The following is a 21,930-nucleotide window of genomic DNA, read 5'->3' as shown; positions in this document are numbered from 1 at the left end:
GTACAGGACAATCACAGGGTTTCCTCCATGCGTTTTCGGTAAGCGGGGTGCCGACTTTTCGAGGACTTGATCAGCAGCCCCTCGAGGCGCCGGTTTTCCTGATGCGAGTAGTGGAGAGCGAAAGCCATGCCGATCAGGGCGATGGTCAGAATGATTTCCACGGTGATGTTCCCTTCCTGCTTGTGGGGTTTATTGACGGGCGATTGCGGACCATCTCCTCGAGGAGATCCATATGGTGGTCGCAGAACGTGAAGCCGTGGCCCCAGTGATGTCGATGCCCGGGACGGTCGCACTTGCCGTGGACGCACCTCAGCCGCAGTTTCTTCTCACCTGGCCGGGTGGTCATGCCCCACCAGCCGACGAGCACAGCTCGACATGCGGGCGGTACAGGCGCCACTTCTTCACTCGGGCGGTTTCCAACTCAACGCCGGACAGTCGTTTCACCGACCGGCTGGCGACATAGAGGTAGCTGCCCTCCTCGGAGGGCTCCGGCTCAACGGGTACCCAACGGTCCGTTCGGCTCTGGACGGTCAGCGCCCATTTGAAGGCGGAACCGCACTTCTTGCACTCAGTCATCGGGGGCATTCCTTTCATGAAGATCGATCAACCCGGCGCGCCTGATGTGGTGGGGCCGGGCTGGTGGGGTGGGTTAGAGGTCGAAGAGGGCGAACTGGGGGTCCACGGTGGTTTCGACGGTCGTCGGGTCCTCAGGCGCCGGGATCGTCGGCGTGTCGCGGGGTGGTGGGTCGCGCTGCTCGAGAATTGGGGCTGGTGTGCCGTCCCACGGGTCGTAGCTGGTGGAGCGATAGCCCTGGCCGAGGTCGTGGACCTGGATGTGTGGGGACTCTTCGGCGGTGAGCTCGAGGATCACCACGTTGGTGTTGAGGAACACGGCGCGCTCGGTCTGGCCGCGCCAGTCAATGTGGGCGACGATCCATGCGTAGCCGTAGGAATCCTTCTCCTGCCAGATGTCGAGGAGGGTCACCCAGCGGGGGATGGTGTTGCTGGGGCCACGGTTCGGTCTGGTCCAGATCTTCCGGCCCACGAACTTCCCCAGCCACCACACCTCCACCGACGCCCAGTACTCAGGGCATGGGCAGTCGGCCGGCGGCCCACCGCACACCCCGCACCGGTCAGAACGGAGGTTGTTCGTCATCGGCGGGCCCTTGGGCGGGTGGTGCGGAGTTCCACGGGTCGTTCCGCGGCGTTGAAGGCTGTGCTTGACCGAAACCACCAGAATGGTTCTGCGGGGCGGCCTGGCCCCCTCCTGGGCCGTTCTGGCGAACATTCCTCGTCACGTGAGCCTGCGCAAACTTCAACGACGGGCCCACCTCCTCGACCTCGACCTCGTAAACGGTGCGCTGTTCGCCGTCCTTCGTCTGATAGGACCGCTGCTTGAGATAGCCGTTGACGATGACCCTCATGCCTTTCGACAAGCTCTCGGCGACGTTCTCAGCAGCGTCGCGCCAGATCCTGCACGTCAGGAAAAGCGCCTCACCATCAACCCAGCCGTTTGAATTCTTGTCCCGCACCCGCGGGGTGCTCGCCACACGGAAGTTCGCGACGGCCAAGCCCTGCGGTGTGAACCTGAGCTCCGGATCAGCCACGACATTGCCGACCACGGTGATCGAGGTGTCGCCTATCGCCATGTCGCCCCCTCCTCCGCCTGAGAAAGTTCTGACCGGAGCCGACAAAGCTTCGCAGATTCCCGATCTTTCACACGCTGCACCACACGATCATGAACTGGATATGGCCACCGGACCTCCGTGTAGGCAACGGTCATCTGTTGGGCGAGGACCAGGGCTTCCAGCCACATCCCTCGAATGCGGCCAAATAACTTCTTCACCATGAAATTTCCTTTCATCAATCATTTCTCCAGGACGGTTTGAACGTCCTGCGGTGTTCTGCCAGGTGGGCCTGCCGGGCGGCGTACATCTCGCGGTGCTTCGGGTTGTTCAACCGACCAGCCGTGACGAGACGGGCGTTGCACGGGATCCGCTTCAACTGGTTGCCCCTCGTGCACGGGTCACCGACGATCGCCCCACAGCCCCTGTTCATGCCGGTCTCCGTGGCCACGTCCGCACACGGAAGATCAATCGCACCCCACTGCCTGTGGGCGGCAGTGATCGCGTAGCCGGTATCACCCGGCGAGTCCTCGTCGAACGACGGCGCCGGCGTCAGCTCCCTGATCTCCTCACCCTTCCTCGCCTCCCGGCGCGCCGTCTTGGCGGCGTCGATGACGGCGGCGAGTTTCATCTTCGGCGGTTCAGACGCGGTCGAGTACAGGCGGGTGACGCCCTCGCAGAGCCACTCGTAATCGACTTTTGAGGCTCGGATGACCTCGGCCCAGCGGCGGAGAAGATCCCGGTCCGGTCGTGGGGCGGTGGAGTCATGGGCCGAGACCCGGGCGAGGATGTCAGCGGCGACGCTGGCCGGGTTGTTCGGATCGACCTGCGGGGGCTGCTGCTGCACCGGGGGGTGTGCCCCGTAGGCGGGGATGGGGTGGTTCACTGGTCACCTCCTGAGGCGAATTCGTGGGCGATCTCAGCTCCGAGATCGCGGTATTGGTCAGCCTTCGACGGATGCTGGACGGTCGGCTGCGGTGTGGGGCCCTGGCCGAACATCGCGGACTTCTGGGAAGTCGGCAGGCGGTCCACGGCGGTGCGCATCCAGTTCCGCCATGTCGCGTCCCAGTCCTTCTTCACCCCGCGGGGACCGGAGGCGGCAGTGAAGTGGTCGACGAACTTCTGATGCTCGTAGTCCATGAACGCCGGCTGCATACCGGGGAACGTCCGTCGGACGGTCCGGATGGCTTGTTCTGAGGGAAAGAAGTTCTCCGGGATCCGGGTGCCCCGGGTCGAAGTCTTCGATGACCCGCTCTCCTCCGACTTTCCGGCGGGTCCCCCTTGGGGGACTACAGGGGGTTTTTCTACTTCAGATGGATGTACTTCAGGTGGATATACTTCGTGTACCTTTTCGGCTACCCGGGGGGTGTCCGTTTGGCCACCCGGGGGGGTTCCCTTTTGGCTACCCACCCCACCCCTTTTTGGCGGTTGGGTGTTGGGGTCGTCCCACCCCTCCGGCGGACTCAGATTGATCGTGTCGTAGAGGATGTATCCATTCGATGTCTGCCGAGAATGGGCCTCATCCTTCACCCGGGAAATCGATCCATCATCACCCAGCCACCGAGGGAACGTGGCGACCAGGCCGAGACGCCGCAACTCTTTCAGAGCGGTGTCGACCGGCTTCGTCGTCTTCGCCCCCATCGTCGCGGCAATCGTCTCCCGACCGGGGAACACAGTGTTCGATGAGCCGTTGGTGTAGGTCTTCAAGATCGAGTAGACCAGGAAAGCGTTCGCATTCTTGATCTCCCGGACAAGGTCATTCGGCACCTGGATGAAGAACCGGCTACTGCGGTCGATGACATCGCGGGTGCTCATGGGCCCTCCTTTCCTATGAAGTTGCCCTGCCTGGTGAGCAGGACGACAAGACCCCGGCGCGTCACGGGGACGTCGACGGGGTCATGGGTTGATTTCACGAGCCAGCCGGCTGTGTAGGAGTCGGCTGGGTTCATGTGGATATGTCGGTGGCAGGCAGCGCAGACAGCGAGACCGTTTTCCACGGTGTGTTCCCCACCCTGAGATCTGAGTTTCCGGTGGTGCCACTCCTCTGCCCTGGTGGTGCACAGGGGGTCGGCCATGACTTCGCATTGTTGGCCTGCCCGGCGGAAGACTTCGTTGTAGGACTCCTTCGGGATCTTCTTGCTGACCGACCGCTTCCCCTTCTTCGTGGGGGTGCGTTTCATCGGGGTGCGTTTCATCGGCGTCTTCCGCTGCAGGGGTGTCCGCTTCACGAAAACCCCCTGCCGGCCATCGGGAACGCGGCCCGCAGTGACGCGGACTGAGTCTGCAGGGCCCGCAGATGCTGCTCAAGCTGGCGGGCGATGTCGCGGGCATAGGTCAGCGAGACCTCCGCGATGTCCCGCTCCTCCCGGGCTGGATCAGTGTCCAACCTTGCCTGCAATTCGCACTCCTTCAAGCTCATACCCTTACTGCGGTGCTCGAAGAAGGCGCGGGCGTACTCGCTGCGCAAATTCCGCTCAGCTTCCCGCGCTGCCTCGTGACGCCTCTTGATGATCAGCGGGGCTTTCTCAAGCCGTTCGACAACCTCCCGGATGCGTTTCTCGATCTCTTCCGGGGTCAGCGGCACATCGCCGAGGATGACCTTCCCGTTGAAGAATGAGTCGGATTCACTGCTCACCCTCATCACTCCTCACGGTCGGTGGTGCGCAGCGGCATCTTGTGCACCTGGATCTCGACGTCCTCACCGTTGAGGTGAGCCTGCAGAGCGTCGACGGCGACGTGGGAACGGCTATGGGCGCAGCTGAGGACGTGATTCATCTCGTCGATGATGTCCAGCATCTTCCCGAATGATTCGTCGAGCCCATCGAGCCGGGCGGCCAGTTCCCGGTTCTCGACGACCACGTGCCACACCCCGTAGAGAGCGAGGAGGATCATCGGGACCCAGACGACGCCGATGATGATGTCGAGGCTCATCCGATCACCGTCTTCCACGCCAGGGCGCCGAGGCCAGCGAGGAGAATGACCCACAGGGCGGTACCGAGACCGAGGACAGCAATGAGAAGACCCCCGAGCCATTTCCTGCGCCGGGGGTCGTGGAACTTGTTCTGATCTGGGGTCATGCAGTTTTCCTTTCCACCAGCCAGCGCTCAATCGTGCGCGGCTGGACTTTAAATGACTCGGCGAGCCGGACGATGCACGCCTGGTGTGACTTGCCGTATGAACGGAAGAAGTCGTACTCCTCGACGACCGCGGCAAGATGCCGGGGCCGGTAGTCCCCGCCCAGGGTGGAGGCGTCGATAAGCCGCGCTCGGCGGCCGTTGATCACACCCCACGCCCAGCGCATTTCGTGGCGCATGGCGTGCCGGTGGATCGTCATCGCGGTCACCCCCAGGCGGGCGGCGGCCTCGGCGGCGGTGATCCACTCGACGTCACTGGCCGGCGACACCTGGGGCCTGGCCTTCAACGTCGCGAGGTCCACCAGCCGGGCCCGCTGATTGTTGAGCGAACCCCAGCGCCAGCGCAGTTCGTCGTCTTCACACATGCGGTGGATCGTCGTCTCGCTCAATCCGGCGGACACCGCAGCGTCGGCGACACTCACCCACTGGGCATCCGGAACCACGGCCGCGGTCATCGGTACTCCTCCTGGATGATCCGGAGGGCAACTACACCGTCTTCTGTCAGTTGGATCGACGTGTAGTCGTCGTGGGTGATCCACCCGCGGTTCTCCAGCGACGCGATGGTCTGCTTGTTCACCTTCTTGCCCGCGGCAACCCGGAGCATGGCGTCGCGGGAGTGAGTGCCGGCATGCGTCACCTGGGCGTGGACGTGGCGTTCTTGGTCTGTCACAGCAGGTCTCTTTCTTGGTTGATCTGGTCCTCGAGTTTGAGGAGGGTTTCTTGGATGTCGGGGAAGTGATCGCCGTATTTCGCCCGCCACTCGAGCATTTCCTTCTCGAGGGTGATGACGGCGATCTTCCGGGTGTCCTTCGGCAGTGCCGTGGCTGAGCGGGTGTAGGGATAGCCCAGCCGGGTGATGTCGGCGTCGTACTGGGCGGGGTGTCCGTGGGTCACAGCCAGCCCCCTTCACGTAGGAGGGCGAAGATCTCGGTGAGGGGCATGGTCAGGCCGAGCAGCGCACCGAGCAGGTAGTGGATCGTGGTGCCCACGCCTTCCGGAGATTCCGGGTTGGTCAGTACGTCGACGGCCCGGGCGATGAGCTCAAGCTCAGTCATGCTGCACCTTCTTCAAGCAGTCGGTCGATGTGGGCTTTGGAGAATTTCGTGACGTTGCCGGTGCGGATTGGCCGTAGGTCGCTGGCTTTTCCCTCGCGGATGTGCTGGTACAAGGTGGATTTTGAGTAGCCGAGTAGGGCGGCCACTTCGGGTACTGAGTACGTCTTGGGTTCGGGTAGGGTCGTCATTGTTGATTCCTTTCGGGGATGACGAAGGCCCGTACCTGTTCCAGCAGGTACGGGCCTAAATTCTTTGTTGATGGGCCAAAGCCCGGCGCGCTCAGTGCACGTGGACGACGGCCGGGTGGTCCTCGTCGGCCTGGGTGATGGCCGTGGCGTAGTCGGGGAAGTACCGGAAGCCTCCGAGTTCCATCTCGTGGGCCCATCCGCGGAAGACGTTGACAGTTTGCATCTCGACGTCGCGGGTTTCGTTGGCCTTCTTCTCTCGCCATCGGGCCCAGGCGAGGAAGTCCTCGCCGGTGGCTGCGCGGAGGGTGACGCGGATTTCCTGCTTCCGCATCTTGCCTTCCTCGTCGGGGACTTCGACGGTGTAGGCGATGGGGCGGTCGGCGTACTCGAACCAGTCGATCGGCATCTGTCCTGTCTTGGCCATTTTCCGGGCCATGTTCGTGACACCGCGGGTGGCCTCGCCCTCACGTCGGCGGACGATTTCGGAGACGTACAAGCGGCGCAGTTCGTCGTCCGAGATGTGACTGGAGTCGATGTCGTCGACTACATCATTCAGCCACGGGGCGCCGGGTGAGTAGCGCTGGATCTTGGCTCGGTGCCGGTCAAGTTGATCGTCGACGTGCTCAAGGAAGTCGTTGGTCATCAGTTCTTTATTTCGGGCCACGTGATTTCTCCTTCGATGGTGATGAATCGTTTCCGCTCGGCGGGGTCGAGAAGGTCCAGGACCTCGCCCCGGTGGGGGTGGTCGCGCATGCCCCAGGCCTGGCCGTAACCGACGAGGAAACCCTTGAGGCGGTTCGCGTCGCGCTGGATGGCGTCGCGGTGTTCCTGCTGGCGGCGTTCCTCTTCCTGCCGGCGGACTTCCTCCGCCGCACGCGCTTCACGGTTGTATTCCTGGTAAGCAGCGAACGCGGCGCGCCTCGTCTCGAACACCCCGTCTGGCTTCGAGGACAGCCACTCAGCAGCAGCTGCATGCTGATCGAAGTACTCGGTCGCGTACTGCTCGCGATCTTCCTCCTGCCGGGCCTGCTCCACCTTGAGACGCTCCGCGTTCTCGATACGCTCCTTCTCCCGGCGCGCTTCCTCGTAGACAGCGTTGAGAGTGGTTTCCCCATCGCGGACGGCTCGGAGGTGAGGCGGGCCCAAAGCATCAAGGACTGTTCCGGCTTGCCTAATTGCGTCCTTCCAAGTGTTAGTACGGGATTCCGTATTAACTGGCACAGAATTCCGTTTCCATTGTCCATTGATGCGCTTCTCATACCCGAGAATTAACGCGACCGACGCTGCCGCGATCTGCACCGTCATCGACTCACGGCGACCTGTCGTGTTCACCCCGATGACGAACTCCTTGAAATCGTCATCGTCACCCTCGCGGGTCTCGAAGATCGGGTCGACCCCGGCGCGGCGGCATGCCTCGAGGCGGTTCCGACCGTCGAGGACCAGGCCGTCCGGGGTGAGAACGATCGGGTGAATCAGGCCGACGGTGCCGATGGACTCGGTGAGTTCGGCGAGTTCCTCTTCCGAGGCCATCGGGAACTCGTCTGCGTAGGGGTGGTTACCTACGATTGATGGCGTGGTCAAATGGACTCCTTCCATGACTAAGCCCCGGCGCGACTGGTACTCGCGTCGGGGCTGTTTCTGTTCGGGTGGTTTGGTAGGGGTGTGGGGCAGCGTGCGACGTCGATGCGACGCGCTACAACCCTCATCGGCGAAGGGTGCCGGTCGTGGGGAGAGCTTCACCGACTCTCATGACCTCGGTGTGAACCACACACCCCTGAGTGCCCGACGAGGTGTCGAACCTCGATCCCCGACTGGCGGCGGGGACGCACCTGCTCGGGCCGTCTTGCTAGACCTCCGGGTCAACCTCCGGCTCCGGGACGATCGGGGTGGCCGGCTCCAGCGGGGTCGCCGGGATGGTGGTGGTCGGCTCGGGCTCCGGGGTGACATCCGGGGCGGAGGAACCCAGGACCAGGTCACCGAAGGCGCCGAGGATGTTCTTGATGAAGGCCCAGACGCCGTCGCCGAAGATCTCGGTGTTGGAGGAAGTAGCGGTGACGAAGTCGTGGATGGAATCCAGCATGGTGGATGAACCTTTCAGGTTGGGATGAGCGCACTCGGATCGGTGCGCAGTGCCCCGTCTCGACCTTGACGTCGAGTGTCCGCATGGAGCGGGGCGCCGCTGAGGGTCAGTCCTCGTAATCGGGGATGGTGTCGAGCAAGGTGCAGCACGCTGGGCTGTCGCATGCTTCATGGATGCTGGGGTACGGACACGTGGTGCCGTCGAAGTGCATGGCCATGGTTTTCCTTTCAGGATTGAAGACGTCCATCAGCTGGGGTGCCACACGGTCACGAGATCCGACAGAACGTTGCGTACAGCCTGCTCACCAGTCGGATCAGAGTGCGTGAGCACCGTGTACGAGTCCGGGGTGGCGGCCCACACTTCATGAAGGCGACGATGCTCAGCCTCAACGCGAGACTGGATGGTCGATGCCATGATCTTCCGCTTCTTCAGAGACAGCGGTACACCGTGCTCTGAACACCAGGCGGAAATGGCCGAATAGATCTCATGGATCTGCACGACAAAAACTCCTTGTGCGTGTGACACCCCAGCTGATCGAACACCGGGGAGGGTTGAGGCGTGATGGCCTCGAGGGGATGGATGGGTGGGAAGGTGTCGCCGATCTAGGTCAATCACGGGTTTCCCTGAACTTTTTCACCTTGGCGATCAGCGCCTGGGAGACCTGGGAGCCGCGTCGGACTGGCCGGCCAGACGGGTGGTTCAGCTTCTCCATCCACTGCTCGCCGGAGTGGCTGCGGTGGTGGTTCACCCGGTAGCTCCGTCGGTTATGCACGACCTCGTAGACGTCCATGTCGCTGTCGAGGTAATTCTTCGTTTCAACGAAACGAATGTCGGCGATCTTCATGAGGGAAATCCTTCGTGTGAGGTGAGGGGGTGAAGGGTTTAGGCGGCTGGCTGCTCGTAGTGGATGATCCCGCTGACCGGCGCGCCTGCCGCTTCGAGGAGTCGGATTGCGGTGGCGAAGCTCGGGCTTTCTCCGCGGCGGATCCGGGAGATCGTTCCTGCCGTGACCTTGAGCTTTGCGGCCAGCTTCTCGTCGGAAGTGACACCCAGACGCTCGCGGGCCCGGTCAATAACTTCGGGGCGGAGTCCGTAGTGACCACTCATGTTGCACCTCGCTTTCACTTAGTGGCTCATTGTTGGCTGCCAACTCAGTATGCGCCACTGAACAAAAGTTGTCAACCTTTACTGAACACCACCCACCTTTTCGCAGCTCATGGCGGCTGAACCAATTTGCGCCACGAGCACGTATGGCGCATAATGGTTCACATGAGCAACCACAAACAATGGTTCATCGAAACCACCGGGAACTCCTCCGGACGCGCAGCCGCCGAACTCGCAGACATCCCCCCGGCCACCCTCAACCGACAGCTGTCCAAAGGCGAACTCACCGCCGAGTTCGTCATCGCCATCGCCCGCGCCTACCACCACTCCCCCGTCACTGCGCTCGTCTCCACCGGATTCATCACCATGGCCGAGGTCGACGGAACCTCTCTCGGCGATGCACTCCGCTTTGCCTCTGACCAGGAACTCGTCCGGGAGCTCGCGCACCGCATCGACAATGAACCAGCCCACTGGGAAGGAACCTTCGACGACGTCGTCGATCGCTCGGCAAACCCCACCCTGCACGCCGTCCCTTCCGACGACGATGTCGAAGCAGCCCTTCAAGAAGCCAATGACGGCCTAGCCGTAGCCCAGGAGCGCACCGACGAACTCACGGAACCCGACGCCCCCTAGGAGGAGGGGTGCTTGCCCTCGAAAACCTCGCCGCAACCCTCGGGGTGACCATCATGGACACCCCGAGACTGCGGCCCGACGTCAACGCCGTCTACCTGCACCACAGGCGGATCATTCTGTTGCGCTACGACCTCGACCCCTACACCCGACGGTGTGCCCTCGCGCACGAGCTGGGGCATGCTTACCACGGCGACCAAATACCGGGAGACCCCCGGATCGAGCGCCGCGCAGACGAATTCGCTGCGCGCATCCTCATCACCCCTGAGGACTACGCGGCAGCAGAAGCCCTGCATCACTCTGTAGGAGCCATCGCCCACGAGCTAGAAGTCACTCCCCATCTCGTCGAGGTGTGGCAAGACCTCCACGAAAGGACACAATCCCCATGACCACCTTCACCCGGCGCGCTGACGCGCCTGTCGACGACATCCTCACAGCGGTCGAAGGGGCCGCGAAAGCGAAATTCCGTAAAGCCACCGTGACCCGTTCCGGTTCTACCGTGACCGTTGAAACGAAAGTCCTCTGGCAGACGCAAACGACCACCTTCACTGTGAAGGGCACCGTCCTCGAGGCAATGGGCAACAACGCCGAGGCCGATGGCCGCGCCGTCAAGATCATCAACGAGATCGACCATCTCCTCGACGACCAGGGGTGGAGCGCAGCCATCGAGAAGCTCAACACCACAAGCGTGAAAAACCGGAGCATCAGAGACCAAGTCCTCACTGTCCTCCACGCCGACGAGCGGGTCGTGGCCGCAACGCAGGGCCTTGAGCTGAAGAAAACATGCATCGTCGTCGCCACCCAGAAGCGCATCATGCTTCTCGAGAAGGGCACCTTCGGGTTCAGCTCTGGCAGCCGAACTATCGCTCTCGACAAGATCTCATCGATCACCGCTTCGAAGGGGATGGTGTTCGGAGCGATCGAGATCACCACGTCGAACGAGGAGATCAAGGTCGAGAAGGTCGTTGGTGACGAGGTCGATGCGTTCGTGTCAGCTGTGCGACATGCGCTCGACAACCCCACCGCCGAGGCAGCCCCGGCAGCAGACACCGAGCCGAGCGGCCTGGACCAGCTGGCGAAGCTCGCCGAGCTGCACGCCGCCGGCGTCCTCACCGATGACGAATTCACGGCCGCGAAGGCCAAGGCCCTCGGCCTCTAATCCTCCTCACTGAAAGCACCCTCACCCCATGAAGAAGACCATTTCCATCCTCACCACCGGTGCCCTGGCCCTCACCCTCGCGGCGACCCCCGCAGCGACCGCGGCCAGCTCTATGCCGGCCGGCTCCAGCGCCCCCTCCCCTGCGTTCACCATCGAAGAGCAGGTCAAAAGCAACTACTCGGGAGTGCTCGCCCTGCAGGGTTACCAGCTCACTCGCGAGGCGGACAAGCTCGCCGAGGAGTACGCGGCGGCCGGCGGGGCAGACCGGGCCCAGCTCGGCCATGACATCAACCAGGCCGGCGGGGTGGTCATGATGGACATCTACCCCACCCGTGATGCAGTCGAGAGAACCGCAGACATGAACCTGGATCACCGTCGATTCAGCCGCGAGGCAGCCGGCGTGGCCATCAAGAATGGCGGCAACGCTATGCAGGTCTACACCGTCTACATCTAGACACGAAAAAAGGCCCCCTCCACCCGGGCAAGGGGTGAAGGGGGCCAGACATCCAATCCACGCCGCCCGGCGCGATCAGACAAGGACAAGTGTATCTATGGCCGTTCAACGACGTCCGAAGAAGGGCTCACCGCAGGACAAGGGGCAGAAACCTACGTGGGTGGTCCGCTACCGGGATCCTGCCGGTAAGGAGCGCTCCCGGAGTTTCGCCACCGAGAAGGCCGCGAAGAAGTACGACGCCGAGCAAGCCCAGGCGCTCGCCAGGGGAACGTGGCAGGATCCCGCGAATGAGAAGGTCACCGTCGGTGAGGTTTTCGAGGGGTGGATGCACGACACCCCACGCCGGCAAGCCACGATGGACCTCTACGACAACACCCTGCGCCTCCAGCTCCCCCCGATCGCTGACCACCCCGCGGTGAAACTGACAACGAAAGACGTGTCCAACTGGTACGTGCAGCTGACCACCTGTCGGGAGTGGATCTCGAAGGAGGACACCGGCCTGGCCCCCGGCACCGCCCGCGATCAGCTGCGGCGCCTACGGTCGGCCTACCGGTGGGCCATCGACCAGGGCATCGTTATCCGCTCCCCCGTCGTCATCCCGAAACTCGACGACGATGAATCCGTGCGCCGTGAAGACATCCCCACCATCGAGGAAGTCATCACGGTCATCAACCTCGTCCGTGAAGGCGGCGCCGAGTACACCGAGGTTAAACAGAAAGGCCAGCAGCCCCGGACGTACAAGACGCAGCCGAACCCGGTGATTGCCGACATGATGACCACGGCCATGCTCACCGGGATGCGCATCAACGAACTGTGTGGCCTGATCCTCGACGACATCGACCTCAAGGCCGGCGTCATCCGGGTGACCCGCCAGCTGGACGTGCGGACCCGCAAGCGGGGGCCACTCAAGACGAGGGCCGCACGCCGCGACATCCCGATCGCCCCGCAGCTGGCCGATATTCTCCGGCGGCAGAGGAAAGGCAAGAGCCCCACAGACTGGGTGTTCTGTGGGGCTCAGGGCCAGGCGCTGCGGTCATCCCGGGTGTCGGTGTACGTGGCCCGGGCGGCGAAGCATGCGGGAGTGGAGAGAGTTCACTTCCACTCCCTGCGGCATTTCTTCGCGTCCGCGTTGATCACGGCCGGCAGGCCGATCCATGAAGTCAGCGCCGTCATGGGGCATTCGTCGGCGTCGATGACGCTCGATGTCTACACCCACATCCTCGACCGGGATGGCGCTGGAATGCGGGATGCAATCGCCAGCGCCATCGGCTGCGGGATTTCTGCGGGATCCAGGCACCTGAAGGCGGTGCCCTAATCCACTCCCGCGCTGGTCAGACTAGGCGGTTGCGGTGAGCGGGTTCTTGACCCAGCTCATGAGGTCACGCAGCTTTGCGCCGGTCTCCTCGATCGGGTGTGCGGCGTACTCGGCGCGCAGGCCCTCGAGCTCCTTGTTGCCGTTCTCGACGTTGGCGATCAGGCGCTTGGTGAAGGTGCCGTCCTGGATGTCGGTCAGGATGTCCTTCATGCGGGACTTGGTGTCGGCGTCGATGACGCGCGGGCCGGAGACGTAGCCACCGAACTCGGCGGTGTCGGAGACCGAGTAGTTCATGTTGGCGATGCCGCCCTCGAACATCAGGTCAACGATGAGCTTGAGCTCGTGCAGGACCTCGAAGTAGGCCATCTCCGGCTCGTAGCCGGCCTCGGTCAGGACCTCGAAGCCGACCTTGACGAGCTCCTCGGTGCCACCGCAGAGGACAGCCTGCTCACCGAAGAGGTCGGTGACGGTCTCGGCCTCGAAGGTGGTCGGGATGACGCCCGCGCGGCCACCGCCGATGGCGGAGGCGTAGGACAGGGCGAGGGCCTGGCCGTTGCCCTTCGGGTCCTGGTCGATGGCGATGAGGCAGGGAACACCCTTGCCGTCGACGAACTGGCGGCGGACGAGGTGGCCCGGACCCTTCGGGGCGACCATGCCGACGACGACGTTGTCGGCCGGCTTGATCAGGTCGAAGTGGATGTTCAGGCCGTGGCCGAACAGCAGGGCGTCACCGTCGTTGAGGTGCGGCTCGATGTCGTTCTCGTAGACGGCCTTCTGGGAGGTGTCCGGGACGAGCAGCATGATGACGTCAGCCCAGGCGGCGGCATCGGCGTTGCTCTTGACCTCGAAGCCGGCCTCCTTGGCCTTCTCCGCGGACTTGGAGCCCTCGCGCAGGCCGATGACGACATCGACACCGGAGTCACGCAGGTTCTGGGCATGGGCGTGGCCCTGGGAGCCGTAGCCGACCACGGCGACCTTGCGGCCCTGGATCAGGGAGAGGTCGGCGTCGGCGTCGTAGAACAGTTCAATAGCCATGGGAGAGTTTCTCGCCTTTCGTCTTATGCAGATGCTGATGTCGTTTGTACCACATCATGAGACAGAGTTACCCATTCTGGCGGGCCTAATATACAGACTGTCTCACCAGATGGGATTTCGGGGTGTTATTTCGAGGGTGCCATTGTCTTCGGACCGCGGTTGAGCGCGATCTGACCGGACTGGACGAGCTCGCGCACGCCGAAGGGCTCAAGGACCTCCAGCAGGGCGCGCAGCTTACCCGGGGTGCCGGTGGCCTCGATGACCACGGACTCCTGGGCGACGTCGACGACGCGCGCGCGGAAGATGTTCGCGGCGTCGACAACCTGCGGACGGTTGGTGTTGTCCGCATTGACCTTCACCAGCATGATGCCGCGGGCGATGGTGGACTCCTCCTCGAGGCGGACGACCTTGAGCACGGGGATGATCTTGTTCAGCTGCTTGGTCACCTGCTCGATGATCAGCTCGTTGGCGTCAACCACGATGGTGATGCGGTTGATGCCTTCGGTCTCCGTGTTCGCGGAGACCAGCGACACGAGGTTGTAGCCGCGGCGGGTGAACATGCCGGCCACCCGCGAGATGATGCCGTCGACGTCCTGGACCAGGACGCTGAGGGTGTTGCGGACGATATCAGTGGGAGCCATCTTCCTAGTTCTCCTTCTGCTCTGCAGCCTCGTCGATGACCTCATCGATGGCGGCGGGGGTCTCCGCGGCGGACTCGTCACCTTCGAAGAACGGGCGCAGACCGCGCGCGTACTCGATGTCGGAGTTGGAGGAACCGGCCGAGACCATCGGCCAGACCTGGGCGTCCTCACCGACGATGAACTCGACGACAACGGGACGGTCATTGATCTCGCGCGCCTTCTGGATGGCCGGGATGACCTCCTCCTCCTTCGTCACCCGGATCGCGGCGCAGCCCAGCGCCTCGGAGAGCTGGACGAAGTCCGGGATGTAGGTGTCACCGAAGCCCAGCTTGGTGTTGGAGTAACGGCCGTCATAGAACAGGGTCTGCCACTGGCGGACCATGCCCAGGTTGCCGTTGTTGATCAGGGCGACCTTGATCGGGAACCCCTCGACGGCAGCGGTGGTCAGCTCCTGGTTGGTCATCTGGAAACAACCGTCACCGTCGATCGCCCAGACCTCCTTCTCGGGCTGACCGGCCTTCGCCCCCATGGCGGCGGGCACGGCGTAACCCATGGTGCCCAGGCCACCGGAGTTGAGCCAGGTGCGCGGGTTCTCGAAGTCGATGAACTGCGCGGCCCACATCTGGTGCTGGCCGACACCGGCGACGTAGATGGCCTCCGGTCCGACCTCCTTCGACAGGGTCTCGATGACGAACTGCGGGGAGAGCATCCCGTCGGACTGCTTCTCGTAGCCGCGCGGGAAACGCTCCTTGAGCCCGTTGAGGTACCCGACCCACGGGCCGATGGCCGGCGGGTTGATGTTCTTGGCGGACTTGTAGGTGCGTGCCAGGGCGGAGAGGACCTCGCGGGCGTCGCCGACGATCGGGACGGTGACCTCGCGGATCTTGCCGATCTCGGCCGGGTCGATGTCAGCGTGGATGACCTGGGCGTCGGGGGCGAAATCGTCGAGGTTGCCGGTGACGCGGTCGTCGAAACGCGCGCCGATGGCGATGAGCAGGTCAGCGCGCTGCATGGCGCCGACGGCCGGGACGGCACCGTGCATGCCGGGCATGCCCATGTTCTGCGGGTGGGACTCCGGGAACGCACCGAGGGCCATGAGAGTGGTCACGACCGGGATGCCGGTGTACTCGGCGAAGTCCAGCAGCTCCTTGTGCGCGTCGGCCTTGATGACGCCGCCGCCGATGTAGAGGCAGGGCCGCTCGGACTCTGCGATGAGCTGGACGGCCTGGGTGATCTGGCGCGAGTGCGGCGTGGTCACCGGCTTGTAGCCCGGCAGGTCGATCTTGGGCGGCCAGACGAAGTCGAACTCCGCGTTCTGGATGTCCTTCGGGATGTCCACCAGGACCGGTCCCGGACGGCCCGTCAGCGCGAGGTGGAATGCCTCGGCCAGGGTGCGGGCGATGTCGTGGGGGTCGGTGACCATGAAGTTGTGCTTCGTGATCGGCATGGTGACCCCACGGATGTCCGCCTCCTGGAAGGCGTCGGTGCCCAGCAGGCTGCGGCCGACCTGGCCGGTGATGGCGACCATCGGGACCGAATCAAGGTTGGCGTCGGCCAGCGGGGTGACCAGGTTGGTGGCACCCGGACCGGAGGTGGCGATGCACACGCCGACCTTGCCGGTGACCTGTGCGTAACCGGTGGCTGCGTGGCCGGAGCCCTGCTCATGACGCACCAGCACGTGGCGCAGCTTGGTGGACGAGAACAGCGGGTCATACAGCGGGAGGATGGCTCCACCGGGCAGGCCGAAGACGATGTCGGTGCCGAGCTCCTCCAGGGAACGGACGATCGCCTGGGCGCCGGTCATCCGCTCCGGGGCGTCAGCGGCACCGGGCGCCTTCTTGGCGACCGTGGCCGGGGTGGGCGATTGCGAAGCTGCCACGTTATCTAGCTCCTAATTCACAAGGACAATGCAGTTGGATACGCTACCCGGCAACCACCCCTGTGGTGTGGAGTGGGTGCACCGGATCGCAGGCGGCGACAAAAGTTGTCTGTGACCATTGATGAACACTAATGACAAAGCCCCCGAACAGACACTGATGGTGGGTGCTGTCGAGGGCGCTTGTCGATACGACCGGGCGGGAAGTCGTTACGGCAGGCGCCGCGCAGCTACTACCCGAAGTCGAATACTGATCATGACGACGATCATACACACCGATTTGCGGATAGTCGTATCGTGGGCGCCATGCTTGAGTTCGTCACCTATCTACTGAACCGTGCCTGGCACTGGATCGCCGACGTGGGTCTGACCCTGGCGATCCTGCTCGTCATGGCACTCCTCGTCCCCCGGATCGGCCGCTTCGCGCAACGTTGGCTGTCCCGCGGCATCGAGGAATCCACCGACGTCGACGAATCCAAGACCCGTCTGGCCCTCACCGGCGTCGCCATCTACATCGCCCAGATCATTGCCTTCTTCCTGCTGCTCATATTCCTGTTGCAGGCCGTCGGTTTCTCACTGGCCGGCGCCGCCATCCCCGCGACCGTCGTCTCGGCGGCCATCGGTTTCGGCGCCCAGTCGATCATCGCCGACTTCCTCGCCGGGCTGTTCATCCTCACGGAGAAGCAGTTCGGTGTCGGCGACTGGGTCCGTTTCGAGGGTAACGGCATCGTCGTCGAGGGCACTGTCATCCAGGTCACCATGCGCGCCACCCGCATCCGCACCCTCAAACAGGAGACGGTGATCATCCCCAACTCCACCGCCCGGGTGGCCATCAACTCCTCCAACTACTGGTCCCGAGCCGTCGTGGTCATGCCGGTACCACTGCTGGGTTCCGATGACGCGGAGGACGCCATCAACCGCTCCGAGGCGGCCACCCGCCGCGCTTTAAGACGCCCCGATGTCGCCGCCGAGCTCATCGGCGAGCTCGACGTCCACCCGGCTGTTGACGTCAACCCGCCCGCAACCGTCGGCATGCCCTGGACCGTGGACATGCGTTTCATGATCCAGGTCCAGGCCGGCTCCCAGTGGCTCGTCGAACGTGCCATCCGCACCGAGATCCTCGACGAGTTCTGGAACGAGTACGGCTCCGCCACCACCGTCACCGGTGAGGTCAAGGACCGCGTGGACACGGTCACCACCGCGGCCATGACCCGCTCCCCGCTCATCGACGCCCCGATGCCCGGCACCAGGGACTCCGCCAACGACGAGGAGGCCACCGTCCCGGAGGGTTTCGCCGACGAGGAGGGCCGGGACCCGGCCGTCGTCGACCGCGGTGTCCAGGGCGACGAACCGGAGGACACCGTCGAGGAGGAGACCCCCGCCGGGGGCGTGTTCCGCAACGATGAGCCCGTCTCAGGGTGGAAACGGTTCGCCTCTGTCGGCGGACGGGTCCGCCCCTCCACCACCTACCTCTTCGGGGTGCTGTTCACCCTGCTCATTCTCAAGAGCCTGACCGTCGAGGCCGGCGAAGGCGGCCCCTCCGGCATCCTCGCCCCGCGTCCGGTGAATCCCGCCCCCGTCACCACCGAGCCCACCCCGACGCCGGAACCGGAACCGCAGCAGACCTTCGTGCCGGAACAGACCCCGCCCACCGGGACCTTCCTCCCCACCACCCCCACCGCCCCCACCGCCACCCCGGAACCGACCCCCGCCCCCTTCGGCGTCGAGGAGGAACCGGAGCAGGAGCCGGCGGCCACTCCCACCGCCACCCAGCAGCCGACCGCCACCCAGCCGCAGGTCACCCCGGAGACCGGCGCCCCGACCACCCTGAACTAGCATTGATCCCATGAGTTCAGACGCTGTGCACGCAGAGTCCGTGCAGTTCAGGCCGGAACGCACCCACATCCTCGCTGCCGTACTGATGAGCGCCATCGCGCTGCTGGTCATCGGTTCCGCCCCGCAGTACCTTTTCTGGGTACTCATCGTCCCCGTCCTCTTCATCGTCTGGGTTCTGCGGGCCCGCACGACGGTGGGCGAGAAGGGTGTGGACATCCGGTACGCCTTCCGCGGCTCCCGCTTCATCAAGTGGGAGAACATGGCCGGCATCGCCTTCAAGGGTTCGCGTGCGCTGCTGACCACGAAGGACGGGAAATCCCACCCTCTGCCCGCCGTGACCTTCAACTCCCTGCCGAGGCTCGCGGAGGCCTCCCGCGGCCGGATCCCGGACGTGGTGGGTTCCGCCGAGGAGGCCGCCGAGGACAAGGTGACCATCATCCGACGGGATGGGGAGCAGATCCTCATCTCGAAGGAGGAGTACGCTGCCCGGCAGGAATCTGCCGGGAAGAACCCCGACAACCCCGACACCATCAACAATTCAAGGAGCAACTAAGTGATCCCGCTTCGATCCCGAGTCACCACCGTCGGCCGTAACGCCGCCGGAGCCCGCGCCCTGTGGCGTGCCACCGGCACCCAGGAGCACGAGTTCGGCAAGCCGATCGTCGCGATCGTCAACTCCTACACCCAGTTCGTGCCGGGTCACGTCCACCTGAAGAACGTCGGGGACATCGTCGCCGATGCCGTCCGCGCCGCGGGCGGCGTGCCGAAGGAGTTCCACACCATCGCCGTGGATGACGGCATCGCCATGGGCCACGGCGGCATGCTCTATTCGCTGCCTTCCCGTGAGATCATCGCCGACTCCGTCGAGTACATGGTCAACGCGCACACCGCCGACGCCATGGTCTGCATCTCCAACTGTGACAAGATCACCCCGGGCATGCTCAACGCCGCGCTGCGCCTGAACATCCCCGCCGTCTTCGTCTCCGGCGGCCCGATGGAGGCCGGCAAGGCCGTCGTCGTCGACGGTGTCGCCCAGGCCCCCACGGACCTGATCACCGCGATCGCCGCCTCCGCGAACGAGGCCATCTCGGATGCCGACCTGGCGACCATCGAGGAGTCCGCCTGCCCGACCTGTGGTTCCTGCTCCGGCATGTTCACCGCCAACTCGATGAACTGCCTCACCGAGGCACTGGGCCTGTCCCTGCCGGGCAACGGCACCACGCTGGCCACCCATTCAGCCCGCCGCCGCCTCTTCGAGCAGGCCGGCGAGACCATCGTCGACCTGTGCCGCCGCTACTACGGCGAGGAGGACGAGTCCGTCCTGCCGCGTAATGTCGCCACCAAGGAGGCCTTCCGCAACGCCATGGCGCTGGACATGGCCATGGGTGGCTCCACCAACACGATCCTGCACACCCTGGCCGCCGCGCAGGAGGGTGAGATCGACTTCGACCTCAGCGACATCGAGGAGATCTCCCACCAGGTCCCCTGCCTGTCCAAGGTCGCCCCCAACGGGGACTACCACGTGGAGGATGTCCACCGTGCCGGCGGTATCCCCGCCATCCTGGGTGAGTTGCGCCGTGCTGACCTGCTCAGCGAAGACGTGCACACCATCAGTTACAACTCACTCGGCGAGTGGCTCGATGACTGGGACATCCGTGGCGGCAAGGCCACCGACGAGGCCCTCGACCTCTTCCACGCCGCCCCGGGTGGCGTGCGCACCACCGAGCCCTTCTCCACCGACAACCGCTGGAGCTCCCTGGACACCGACGCGGAGAGCGGCTGCATCCACAGCGTCGGGCACGCCCACTCCGCCGATGGTGGCCTGGTGGTCCTGCGCGGCAACCTGGCCCCGGACGGGTCCGTCCTCAAGACCGCCGGCGTCAAGGAGGAGCTCTGGAGCTTCACCGGCCCGGCCCGCGTCGTCGACTCCCAGGAGGCGGCCGTCTCCACGATCCTCAAGCGCGAGGTCCAGCCCGGTGAGGTCGTGGTCATCCGCTACGAGGGTCCCGCCGGCGGTCCCGGCATGCAGGAGATGCTCCACCCGACCTCCTTCCTCAAGGGTGCCGGCCTGGGTGAGGCCTGCGCGTTGATCACCGACGGCCGCTTCTCCGGCGGAACCTCCGGACTGTCCATCGGCCACATCTCCCCCGAGGCCGCCCACGGTGGTCTCATCGGCCTGGTGCGCAACGGTGACCCGATCACCATCGATGTCCAGACCCGCCGTCTGTCGCTGGATCTGCCGGACGAGGAGATCGAGACCCGCCGCGCGGAGATGGAGGCCAGCGAGAAGCCCTGGACCCCCGACCGTGAGCGTGTCGTCACCAAGGCGCTGCGTGCGTACGCCGCGATGGCCACCTCGGCCGATAAGGGTGCTGTCCGCCAGGTCGACTAACATCGGCCGGGTGAGTTCCCCCGATACATCCCTGAAGCCCGCGAATCTTTCCCTGGACACCATCCTCAAGATGGTGACCGCCCTGGGACTGGTCGCGGGCTTCGGCGTCACCGGGCGCCAGCTGATGATCACCGACTTCCCCGTCGACATGATCATCTACCGCGAGGGTGTGCGAGCCTTCCTCGAGGGCCGTGAGATGTACTCGGTCCCCATGTACGCCGGTGACCTGGCGCTGCCGTTCATCTATCCCCCGTTCGGTGCCCTCATTCTCGTGCCCCTCACGGTCTTCGACGCCATCCACCACGACCTCGCCGGCGACATCATCATCATGGTCTCCTCTGCCCTGATCCTGATCTGCCTGTGGTTCGTGCTGCGGGCGGTGACGCGCGGGAGTGTCGATAAGCGCGGCCTGGCGGCGCTGACCGCTGTGACCTGGCCGGCGGTGCTGCTCATCGAACCCGTCTGGCTGAACGCGGGCTTCGCGCAGGTCAACGTGGTGATCATGGCGCTGGTCGTACTCGATCTCGTGCCCAGGCGACGTTTCCTGCCGCAGGGCAGTCTCATCGGCATCGCGGCGGCCATCAAGATCACCCCTCTGGCGATGCTGCTGTATTTCCTCCTGCGTCGCGATTTCCGCGCCATCATCACCGCCGGCGTCTCCGCCCTCGTGGTCACGGGGCTGGCCGCGCTGGTCCGCTGGGACGCGACCGTCGACTACTTCTCCACCGTCCTGCTGGGCATGGGCACCGACAGCGAGTTCGGCGTCAGCGCCGTCTACCAGTCCAACAGCTCCCTCAAGGGCATGCTCATGCGCTGGTGGACCAGCGACGCCGCCCTCGACGCAAACTCAACCCTGACCAACATCATCTGGCTGGTATTCGCCCTGTTGACGATCGTGCTCGGCGGGTGGCTGATGATCGCGCTCTTCCGCCGCGACATGCTTATCGACGCCGCCCTCGTCAACGCCGTCATCATGCTGCTGATCTCCCCCGTCTCCTGGTCCCACCACTGGGTCTGGCTGACTCTGCTGCTGCCGGTCCTCGCCTGGCGTTGCCTGACGGTGCTCCGCGCCCCCGTGACACTGTCCGCCCTTGTTCTCCTGTGGTCCGTCCTCGTGCTCACCCAGCCCCCGAAGTGGTGGTTCGGCGACTCCGTGGAGATCCACTATTTCAACGCCGTGGACAAATTCCTCGTCTCCGATTTCGTGTGGCTGGGCATCGCCGTGCTCATCGCCTGGGCACTCGCCCTACGGCAGGTTCCACGGGTTCCAGCACTTTCCTGACCTGCCTTTTCATCGAAAGTTCACCCCCATCCCCCACCCTCATGTCAGGGTCGTGGTCTAGCGTCAGAATCGAACAAGGAAGCGACGGATGTTCGACAGGGGGTGACCACGATGCAACCGTCAT

At 64.3% G+C, this 21,930-nt stretch carries 33 protein-coding genes; 9 read left to right on the top strand and 24 right to left on the bottom strand.

What is annotated here, in order from left to right:
- Nucleotides 1-11: 11 nt before the first annotated feature.
- From NYP18_RS09010 to NYP18_RS08910, 21 genes are all read right to left on the bottom strand, one after another.
- Nucleotides 12-161 (bottom strand): hypothetical protein, encoded by a 150-nt coding sequence (locus tag NYP18_RS09010; protein WP_259427867.1) that lies wholly within the window; start codon nt 159-161, stop codon nt 12-14.
- Between the two features lie 181 nt (nt 162-342).
- The gene (locus NYP18_RS09005; protein WP_259427866.1) at nt 343-576 is read right to left on the bottom strand and encodes a hypothetical protein; all 234 of its coding nucleotides are present in this window, start codon (nt 574-576) and stop codon (nt 343-345) included.
- A 73-nt stretch (nt 577-649) separates the two neighbouring features.
- Nucleotides 650-1,156, bottom strand: coding sequence for a hypothetical protein (locus tag NYP18_RS09000; RefSeq protein ID WP_259427865.1), 507 nt, complete (start codon nt 1,154-1,156; stop codon nt 650-652).
- Entirely contained in the window at nt 1,134-1,649 is a 516-nt protein-coding gene (locus NYP18_RS08995; RefSeq protein ID WP_259427864.1) for a single-stranded DNA-binding protein, read from the bottom strand. Before NYP18_RS08995 ends, NYP18_RS09000 begins: the two co-directional genes overlap by 23 nt.
- Nucleotides 1,650-1,863: 214 nt before the next feature.
- The gene (locus NYP18_RS08990) at nt 1,864-2,511 is read right to left on the bottom strand and encodes a hypothetical protein (RefSeq protein ID WP_259427863.1); all 648 of its coding nucleotides are present in this window, start codon (nt 2,509-2,511) and stop codon (nt 1,864-1,866) included.
- Complete coding sequence (locus NYP18_RS08985) at nt 2,508-3,440, bottom strand: helix-turn-helix domain-containing protein (RefSeq protein ID WP_259427862.1); 933 nt, start codon at nt 3,438-3,440, stop codon at nt 2,508-2,510. The genes NYP18_RS08990 and NYP18_RS08985 overlap by 4 nt, the downstream gene beginning before the upstream one ends.
- Nucleotides 3,437-3,853, bottom strand: coding sequence for an HNH endonuclease (locus NYP18_RS08980; protein ID WP_259427861.1), 417 nt, complete (start codon nt 3,851-3,853; stop codon nt 3,437-3,439). The genes NYP18_RS08985 and NYP18_RS08980 overlap by 4 nt, the downstream gene beginning before the upstream one ends.
- A complete protein-coding gene (locus NYP18_RS08975) occupies nt 3,850-4,260 on the bottom strand; it encodes a hypothetical protein (protein WP_259427860.1) in 411 nt (136 codons plus the stop codon). The genes NYP18_RS08980 and NYP18_RS08975 overlap by 4 nt, the downstream gene beginning before the upstream one ends.
- Before the next feature lie 5 nt (nt 4,261-4,265).
- Complete coding sequence (locus NYP18_RS08970) at nt 4,266-4,556, bottom strand: hypothetical protein (RefSeq protein ID WP_259427859.1); 291 nt, start codon at nt 4,554-4,556, stop codon at nt 4,266-4,268.
- Complete coding sequence (locus NYP18_RS08965; RefSeq protein ID WP_259427858.1) at nt 4,553-4,702, bottom strand: hypothetical protein; 150 nt, start codon at nt 4,700-4,702, stop codon at nt 4,553-4,555. Before NYP18_RS08965 ends, NYP18_RS08970 begins: the two co-directional genes overlap by 4 nt.
- Entirely contained in the window at nt 4,699-5,214 is a 516-nt protein-coding gene (locus NYP18_RS08960) for a hypothetical protein (protein ID WP_259427857.1), read from the bottom strand. The genes NYP18_RS08965 and NYP18_RS08960 overlap by 4 nt, the downstream gene beginning before the upstream one ends.
- Entirely contained in the window at nt 5,211-5,429 is a 219-nt protein-coding gene (locus NYP18_RS08955; protein WP_259427856.1) for a helix-turn-helix domain-containing protein, read from the bottom strand. Before NYP18_RS08955 ends, NYP18_RS08960 begins: the two co-directional genes overlap by 4 nt.
- Complete coding sequence (locus NYP18_RS08950; protein WP_259427855.1) at nt 5,426-5,653, bottom strand: hypothetical protein; 228 nt, start codon at nt 5,651-5,653, stop codon at nt 5,426-5,428. Before NYP18_RS08950 ends, NYP18_RS08955 begins: the two co-directional genes overlap by 4 nt.
- On the bottom strand, nt 5,650-5,814 hold the full coding sequence (locus tag NYP18_RS08945; protein WP_259427854.1) for a hypothetical protein: 165 nt from the start codon (nt 5,812-5,814) through the stop codon (nt 5,650-5,652). The genes NYP18_RS08950 and NYP18_RS08945 overlap by 4 nt, the downstream gene beginning before the upstream one ends.
- Entirely contained in the window at nt 5,811-6,002 is a 192-nt protein-coding gene (locus NYP18_RS08940) for a helix-turn-helix domain-containing protein (protein WP_259427853.1), read from the bottom strand. The genes NYP18_RS08945 and NYP18_RS08940 overlap by 4 nt, the downstream gene beginning before the upstream one ends.
- Before the next feature lie 91 nt (nt 6,003-6,093).
- Entirely contained in the window at nt 6,094-6,666 is a 573-nt protein-coding gene (locus tag NYP18_RS08935) for a hypothetical protein (RefSeq protein WP_259427852.1), read from the bottom strand.
- Nucleotides 6,645-7,583: a ParB N-terminal domain-containing protein gene (locus tag NYP18_RS08930; protein ID WP_259427851.1), complete on the bottom strand. Its 939-nt coding sequence runs from the start codon at nt 7,581-7,583 to the stop codon at nt 6,645-6,647. The genes NYP18_RS08935 and NYP18_RS08930 overlap by 22 nt, the downstream gene beginning before the upstream one ends.
- A gap of 265 nt (nt 7,584-7,848) precedes the next feature.
- Nucleotides 7,849-8,082: a hypothetical protein gene (locus NYP18_RS08925; protein ID WP_259427850.1), complete on the bottom strand. Its 234-nt coding sequence runs from the start codon at nt 8,080-8,082 to the stop codon at nt 7,849-7,851.
- 246 nt (nt 8,083-8,328) lie between these two features.
- Nucleotides 8,329-8,580, bottom strand: a complete 252-nt coding sequence (locus NYP18_RS08920) for a hypothetical protein (RefSeq protein ID WP_259427849.1) — start codon at nt 8,578-8,580, stop codon at nt 8,329-8,331.
- Between the two features lie 109 nt (nt 8,581-8,689).
- Nucleotides 8,690-8,926: a hypothetical protein gene (locus NYP18_RS08915; RefSeq protein WP_259427848.1), complete on the bottom strand. Its 237-nt coding sequence runs from the start codon at nt 8,924-8,926 to the stop codon at nt 8,690-8,692.
- Between the two features lie 38 nt (nt 8,927-8,964).
- Nucleotides 8,965-9,189 carry a helix-turn-helix domain-containing protein gene (locus NYP18_RS08910; protein WP_259427847.1) on the bottom strand — a complete coding sequence of 75 codons (225 nt, stop codon included), beginning with the start codon at nt 9,187-9,189 and terminating at the stop codon, nt 8,965-8,967.
- 162 nt (nt 9,190-9,351) lie between these two features.
- Between NYP18_RS08910 and NYP18_RS08905 the strand changes: the two genes are divergently transcribed.
- From NYP18_RS08905 to NYP18_RS08885, 5 genes are all read left to right on the top strand, one after another.
- A complete protein-coding gene (locus NYP18_RS08905; RefSeq protein ID WP_259427846.1) occupies nt 9,352-9,819 on the top strand; it encodes a hypothetical protein in 468 nt (155 codons plus the stop codon).
- Nucleotides 9,820-9,827: 8 nt separating this feature from the next.
- A complete protein-coding gene (locus tag NYP18_RS08900; RefSeq protein WP_259427845.1) occupies nt 9,828-10,205 on the top strand; it encodes an ImmA/IrrE family metallo-endopeptidase in 378 nt (125 codons plus the stop codon).
- Entirely contained in the window at nt 10,202-10,975 is a 774-nt protein-coding gene (locus tag NYP18_RS08895; RefSeq protein WP_259427844.1) for a PH domain-containing protein, read from the top strand. Before NYP18_RS08900 ends, NYP18_RS08895 begins: the two co-directional genes overlap by 4 nt.
- 28 nt (nt 10,976-11,003) lie before the next feature.
- On the top strand, nt 11,004-11,429 hold the full coding sequence (locus tag NYP18_RS08890) for a hypothetical protein (RefSeq protein WP_259427843.1): 426 nt from the start codon (nt 11,004-11,006) through the stop codon (nt 11,427-11,429).
- 97 nt (nt 11,430-11,526) lie between these two features.
- Nucleotides 11,527-12,744: a tyrosine-type recombinase/integrase gene (locus tag NYP18_RS08885; RefSeq protein ID WP_259427842.1), complete on the top strand. Its 1,218-nt coding sequence runs from the start codon at nt 11,527-11,529 to the stop codon at nt 12,742-12,744.
- Nucleotides 12,745-12,765: 21 nt separating this feature from the next.
- On the opposite strand, the gene ilvC is transcribed toward NYP18_RS08885, so the two are convergent.
- The 3 genes from ilvC to NYP18_RS08870 form a co-directional block, all read right to left on the bottom strand.
- Entirely contained in the window at nt 12,766-13,779 is a 1,014-nt protein-coding gene (ilvC, locus tag NYP18_RS08880; RefSeq protein ID WP_259427841.1) for a ketol-acid reductoisomerase, read from the bottom strand.
- A gap of 125 nt (nt 13,780-13,904) precedes the next feature.
- Complete coding sequence (ilvN, locus tag NYP18_RS08875) at nt 13,905-14,420, bottom strand: acetolactate synthase small subunit (RefSeq protein WP_259427840.1); 516 nt, start codon at nt 14,418-14,420, stop codon at nt 13,905-13,907.
- A gap of 4 nt (nt 14,421-14,424) precedes the next feature.
- The gene (locus tag NYP18_RS08870; RefSeq protein WP_259427839.1) at nt 14,425-16,299 is read right to left on the bottom strand and encodes an acetolactate synthase large subunit; all 1,875 of its coding nucleotides are present in this window, start codon (nt 16,297-16,299) and stop codon (nt 14,425-14,427) included.
- Nucleotides 16,300-16,602: 303 nt separating this feature from the next.
- Between NYP18_RS08870 and NYP18_RS08865 the strand changes: the two genes are divergently transcribed.
- The 4 genes from NYP18_RS08865 to NYP18_RS08850 are packed head-to-tail and all read left to right on the top strand — an operon-like array spanning nt 16,603 to nt 21,806.
- Nucleotides 16,603-18,132 (top strand): mechanosensitive ion channel family protein, encoded by a 1,530-nt coding sequence (locus NYP18_RS08865; RefSeq protein WP_259427838.1) that lies wholly within the window; start codon nt 16,603-16,605, stop codon nt 18,130-18,132.
- Between the two features lie 10 nt (nt 18,133-18,142).
- Nucleotides 18,143-18,685: a PH domain-containing protein gene (locus NYP18_RS08860; RefSeq protein WP_259427837.1), complete on the top strand. Its 543-nt coding sequence runs from the start codon at nt 18,143-18,145 to the stop codon at nt 18,683-18,685.
- Nucleotides 18,686-20,524, top strand: coding sequence for a dihydroxy-acid dehydratase (gene ilvD, locus NYP18_RS08855; protein ID WP_259427836.1), 1,839 nt, complete (start codon nt 18,686-18,688; stop codon nt 20,522-20,524).
- Nucleotides 20,525-20,534: 10 nt separating this feature from the next.
- A complete protein-coding gene (locus tag NYP18_RS08850; RefSeq protein WP_259427835.1) occupies nt 20,535-21,806 on the top strand; it encodes a glycosyltransferase family 87 protein in 1,272 nt (423 codons plus the stop codon).
- The last annotated feature ends 124 nt before the right edge of the window (nt 21,807-21,930 follow it).

Origin of the sequence: Corynebacterium lemuris (genome assembly GCF_024919295.1) — a bacterium.
GTDB lineage: Bacteria > Actinomycetota > Actinomycetes > Mycobacteriales > Mycobacteriaceae > Corynebacterium > Corynebacterium lemuris.
Note: the sequence above shows the minus strand (reverse complement) of the source record. Positions and strands in the feature narration are given on the sequence as shown.

What these genes read in the sequence shown, in the direction of transcription:
- NYP18_RS09005 (WP_259427866.1), bottom strand. Translation starts at nt 576, where the DNA reads ATGACTGAGTGCAAGAAGTGCGGTTCCGCCTTCAAATGGGCGCTGACC.
- NYP18_RS09000 (WP_259427865.1), bottom strand. Translation starts at nt 1,156, where the DNA reads ATGACGAACAACCTCCGTTCTGACCGGTGCGGGGTGTGCGGTGGGCCG.
- NYP18_RS08995 (WP_259427864.1), bottom strand. Translation starts at nt 1,649, where the DNA reads ATGGCGATAGGCGACACCTCGATCACCGTGGTCGGCAATGTCGTGGCT.
- NYP18_RS08985 (WP_259427862.1), bottom strand. Translation starts at nt 3,440, where the DNA reads ATGAGCACCCGCGATGTCATCGACCGCAGTAGCCGGTTCTTCATCCAG.
- NYP18_RS08970 (WP_259427859.1), bottom strand. Translation starts at nt 4,556, where the DNA reads ATGAGCCTCGACATCATCATCGGCGTCGTCTGGGTCCCGATGATCCTC.
- NYP18_RS08965 (WP_259427858.1), bottom strand. Translation starts at nt 4,702, where the DNA reads ATGACCCCAGATCAGAACAAGTTCCACGACCCCCGGCGCAGGAAATGG.
- NYP18_RS08960 (WP_259427857.1), bottom strand. Translation starts at nt 5,214, where the DNA reads ATGACCGCGGCCGTGGTTCCGGATGCCCAGTGGGTGAGTGTCGCCGAC.
- NYP18_RS08945 (WP_259427854.1), bottom strand. Translation starts at nt 5,814, where the DNA reads ATGACTGAGCTTGAGCTCATCGCCCGGGCCGTCGACGTACTGACCAAC.
- NYP18_RS08940 (WP_259427853.1), bottom strand. Translation starts at nt 6,002, where the DNA reads ATGACGACCCTACCCGAACCCAAGACGTACTCAGTACCCGAAGTGGCC.
- NYP18_RS08925 (WP_259427850.1), bottom strand. Translation starts at nt 8,082, where the DNA reads ATGCTGGATTCCATCCACGACTTCGTCACCGCTACTTCCTCCAACACC.
- NYP18_RS08915 (WP_259427848.1), bottom strand. Translation starts at nt 8,926, where the DNA reads ATGAAGATCGCCGACATTCGTTTCGTTGAAACGAAGAATTACCTCGAC.
- NYP18_RS08910 (WP_259427847.1), bottom strand. Translation starts at nt 9,189, where the DNA reads ATGAGTGGTCACTACGGACTCCGCCCCGAAGTTATTGACCGGGCCCGC.
- NYP18_RS08905 (WP_259427846.1), top strand. Translation starts at nt 9,352, where the DNA reads ATGAGCAACCACAAACAATGGTTCATCGAAACCACCGGGAACTCCTCC.
- NYP18_RS08895 (WP_259427844.1), top strand. Translation starts at nt 10,202, where the DNA reads ATGACCACCTTCACCCGGCGCGCTGACGCGCCTGTCGACGACATCCTC.
- NYP18_RS08890 (WP_259427843.1), top strand. Translation starts at nt 11,004, where the DNA reads ATGAAGAAGACCATTTCCATCCTCACCACCGGTGCCCTGGCCCTCACC.
- NYP18_RS08885 (WP_259427842.1), top strand. Translation starts at nt 11,527, where the DNA reads ATGGCCGTTCAACGACGTCCGAAGAAGGGCTCACCGCAGGACAAGGGG.
- ilvC (WP_259427841.1), bottom strand. Translation starts at nt 13,779, where the DNA reads ATGGCTATTGAACTGTTCTACGACGCCGACGCCGACCTCTCCCTGATC.
- ilvN (WP_259427840.1), bottom strand. Translation starts at nt 14,420, where the DNA reads ATGGCTCCCACTGATATCGTCCGCAACACCCTCAGCGTCCTGGTCCAG.
- NYP18_RS08865 (WP_259427838.1), top strand. Translation starts at nt 16,603, where the DNA reads ATGCTTGAGTTCGTCACCTATCTACTGAACCGTGCCTGGCACTGGATC.
- NYP18_RS08860 (WP_259427837.1), top strand. Translation starts at nt 18,143, where the DNA reads ATGAGTTCAGACGCTGTGCACGCAGAGTCCGTGCAGTTCAGGCCGGAA.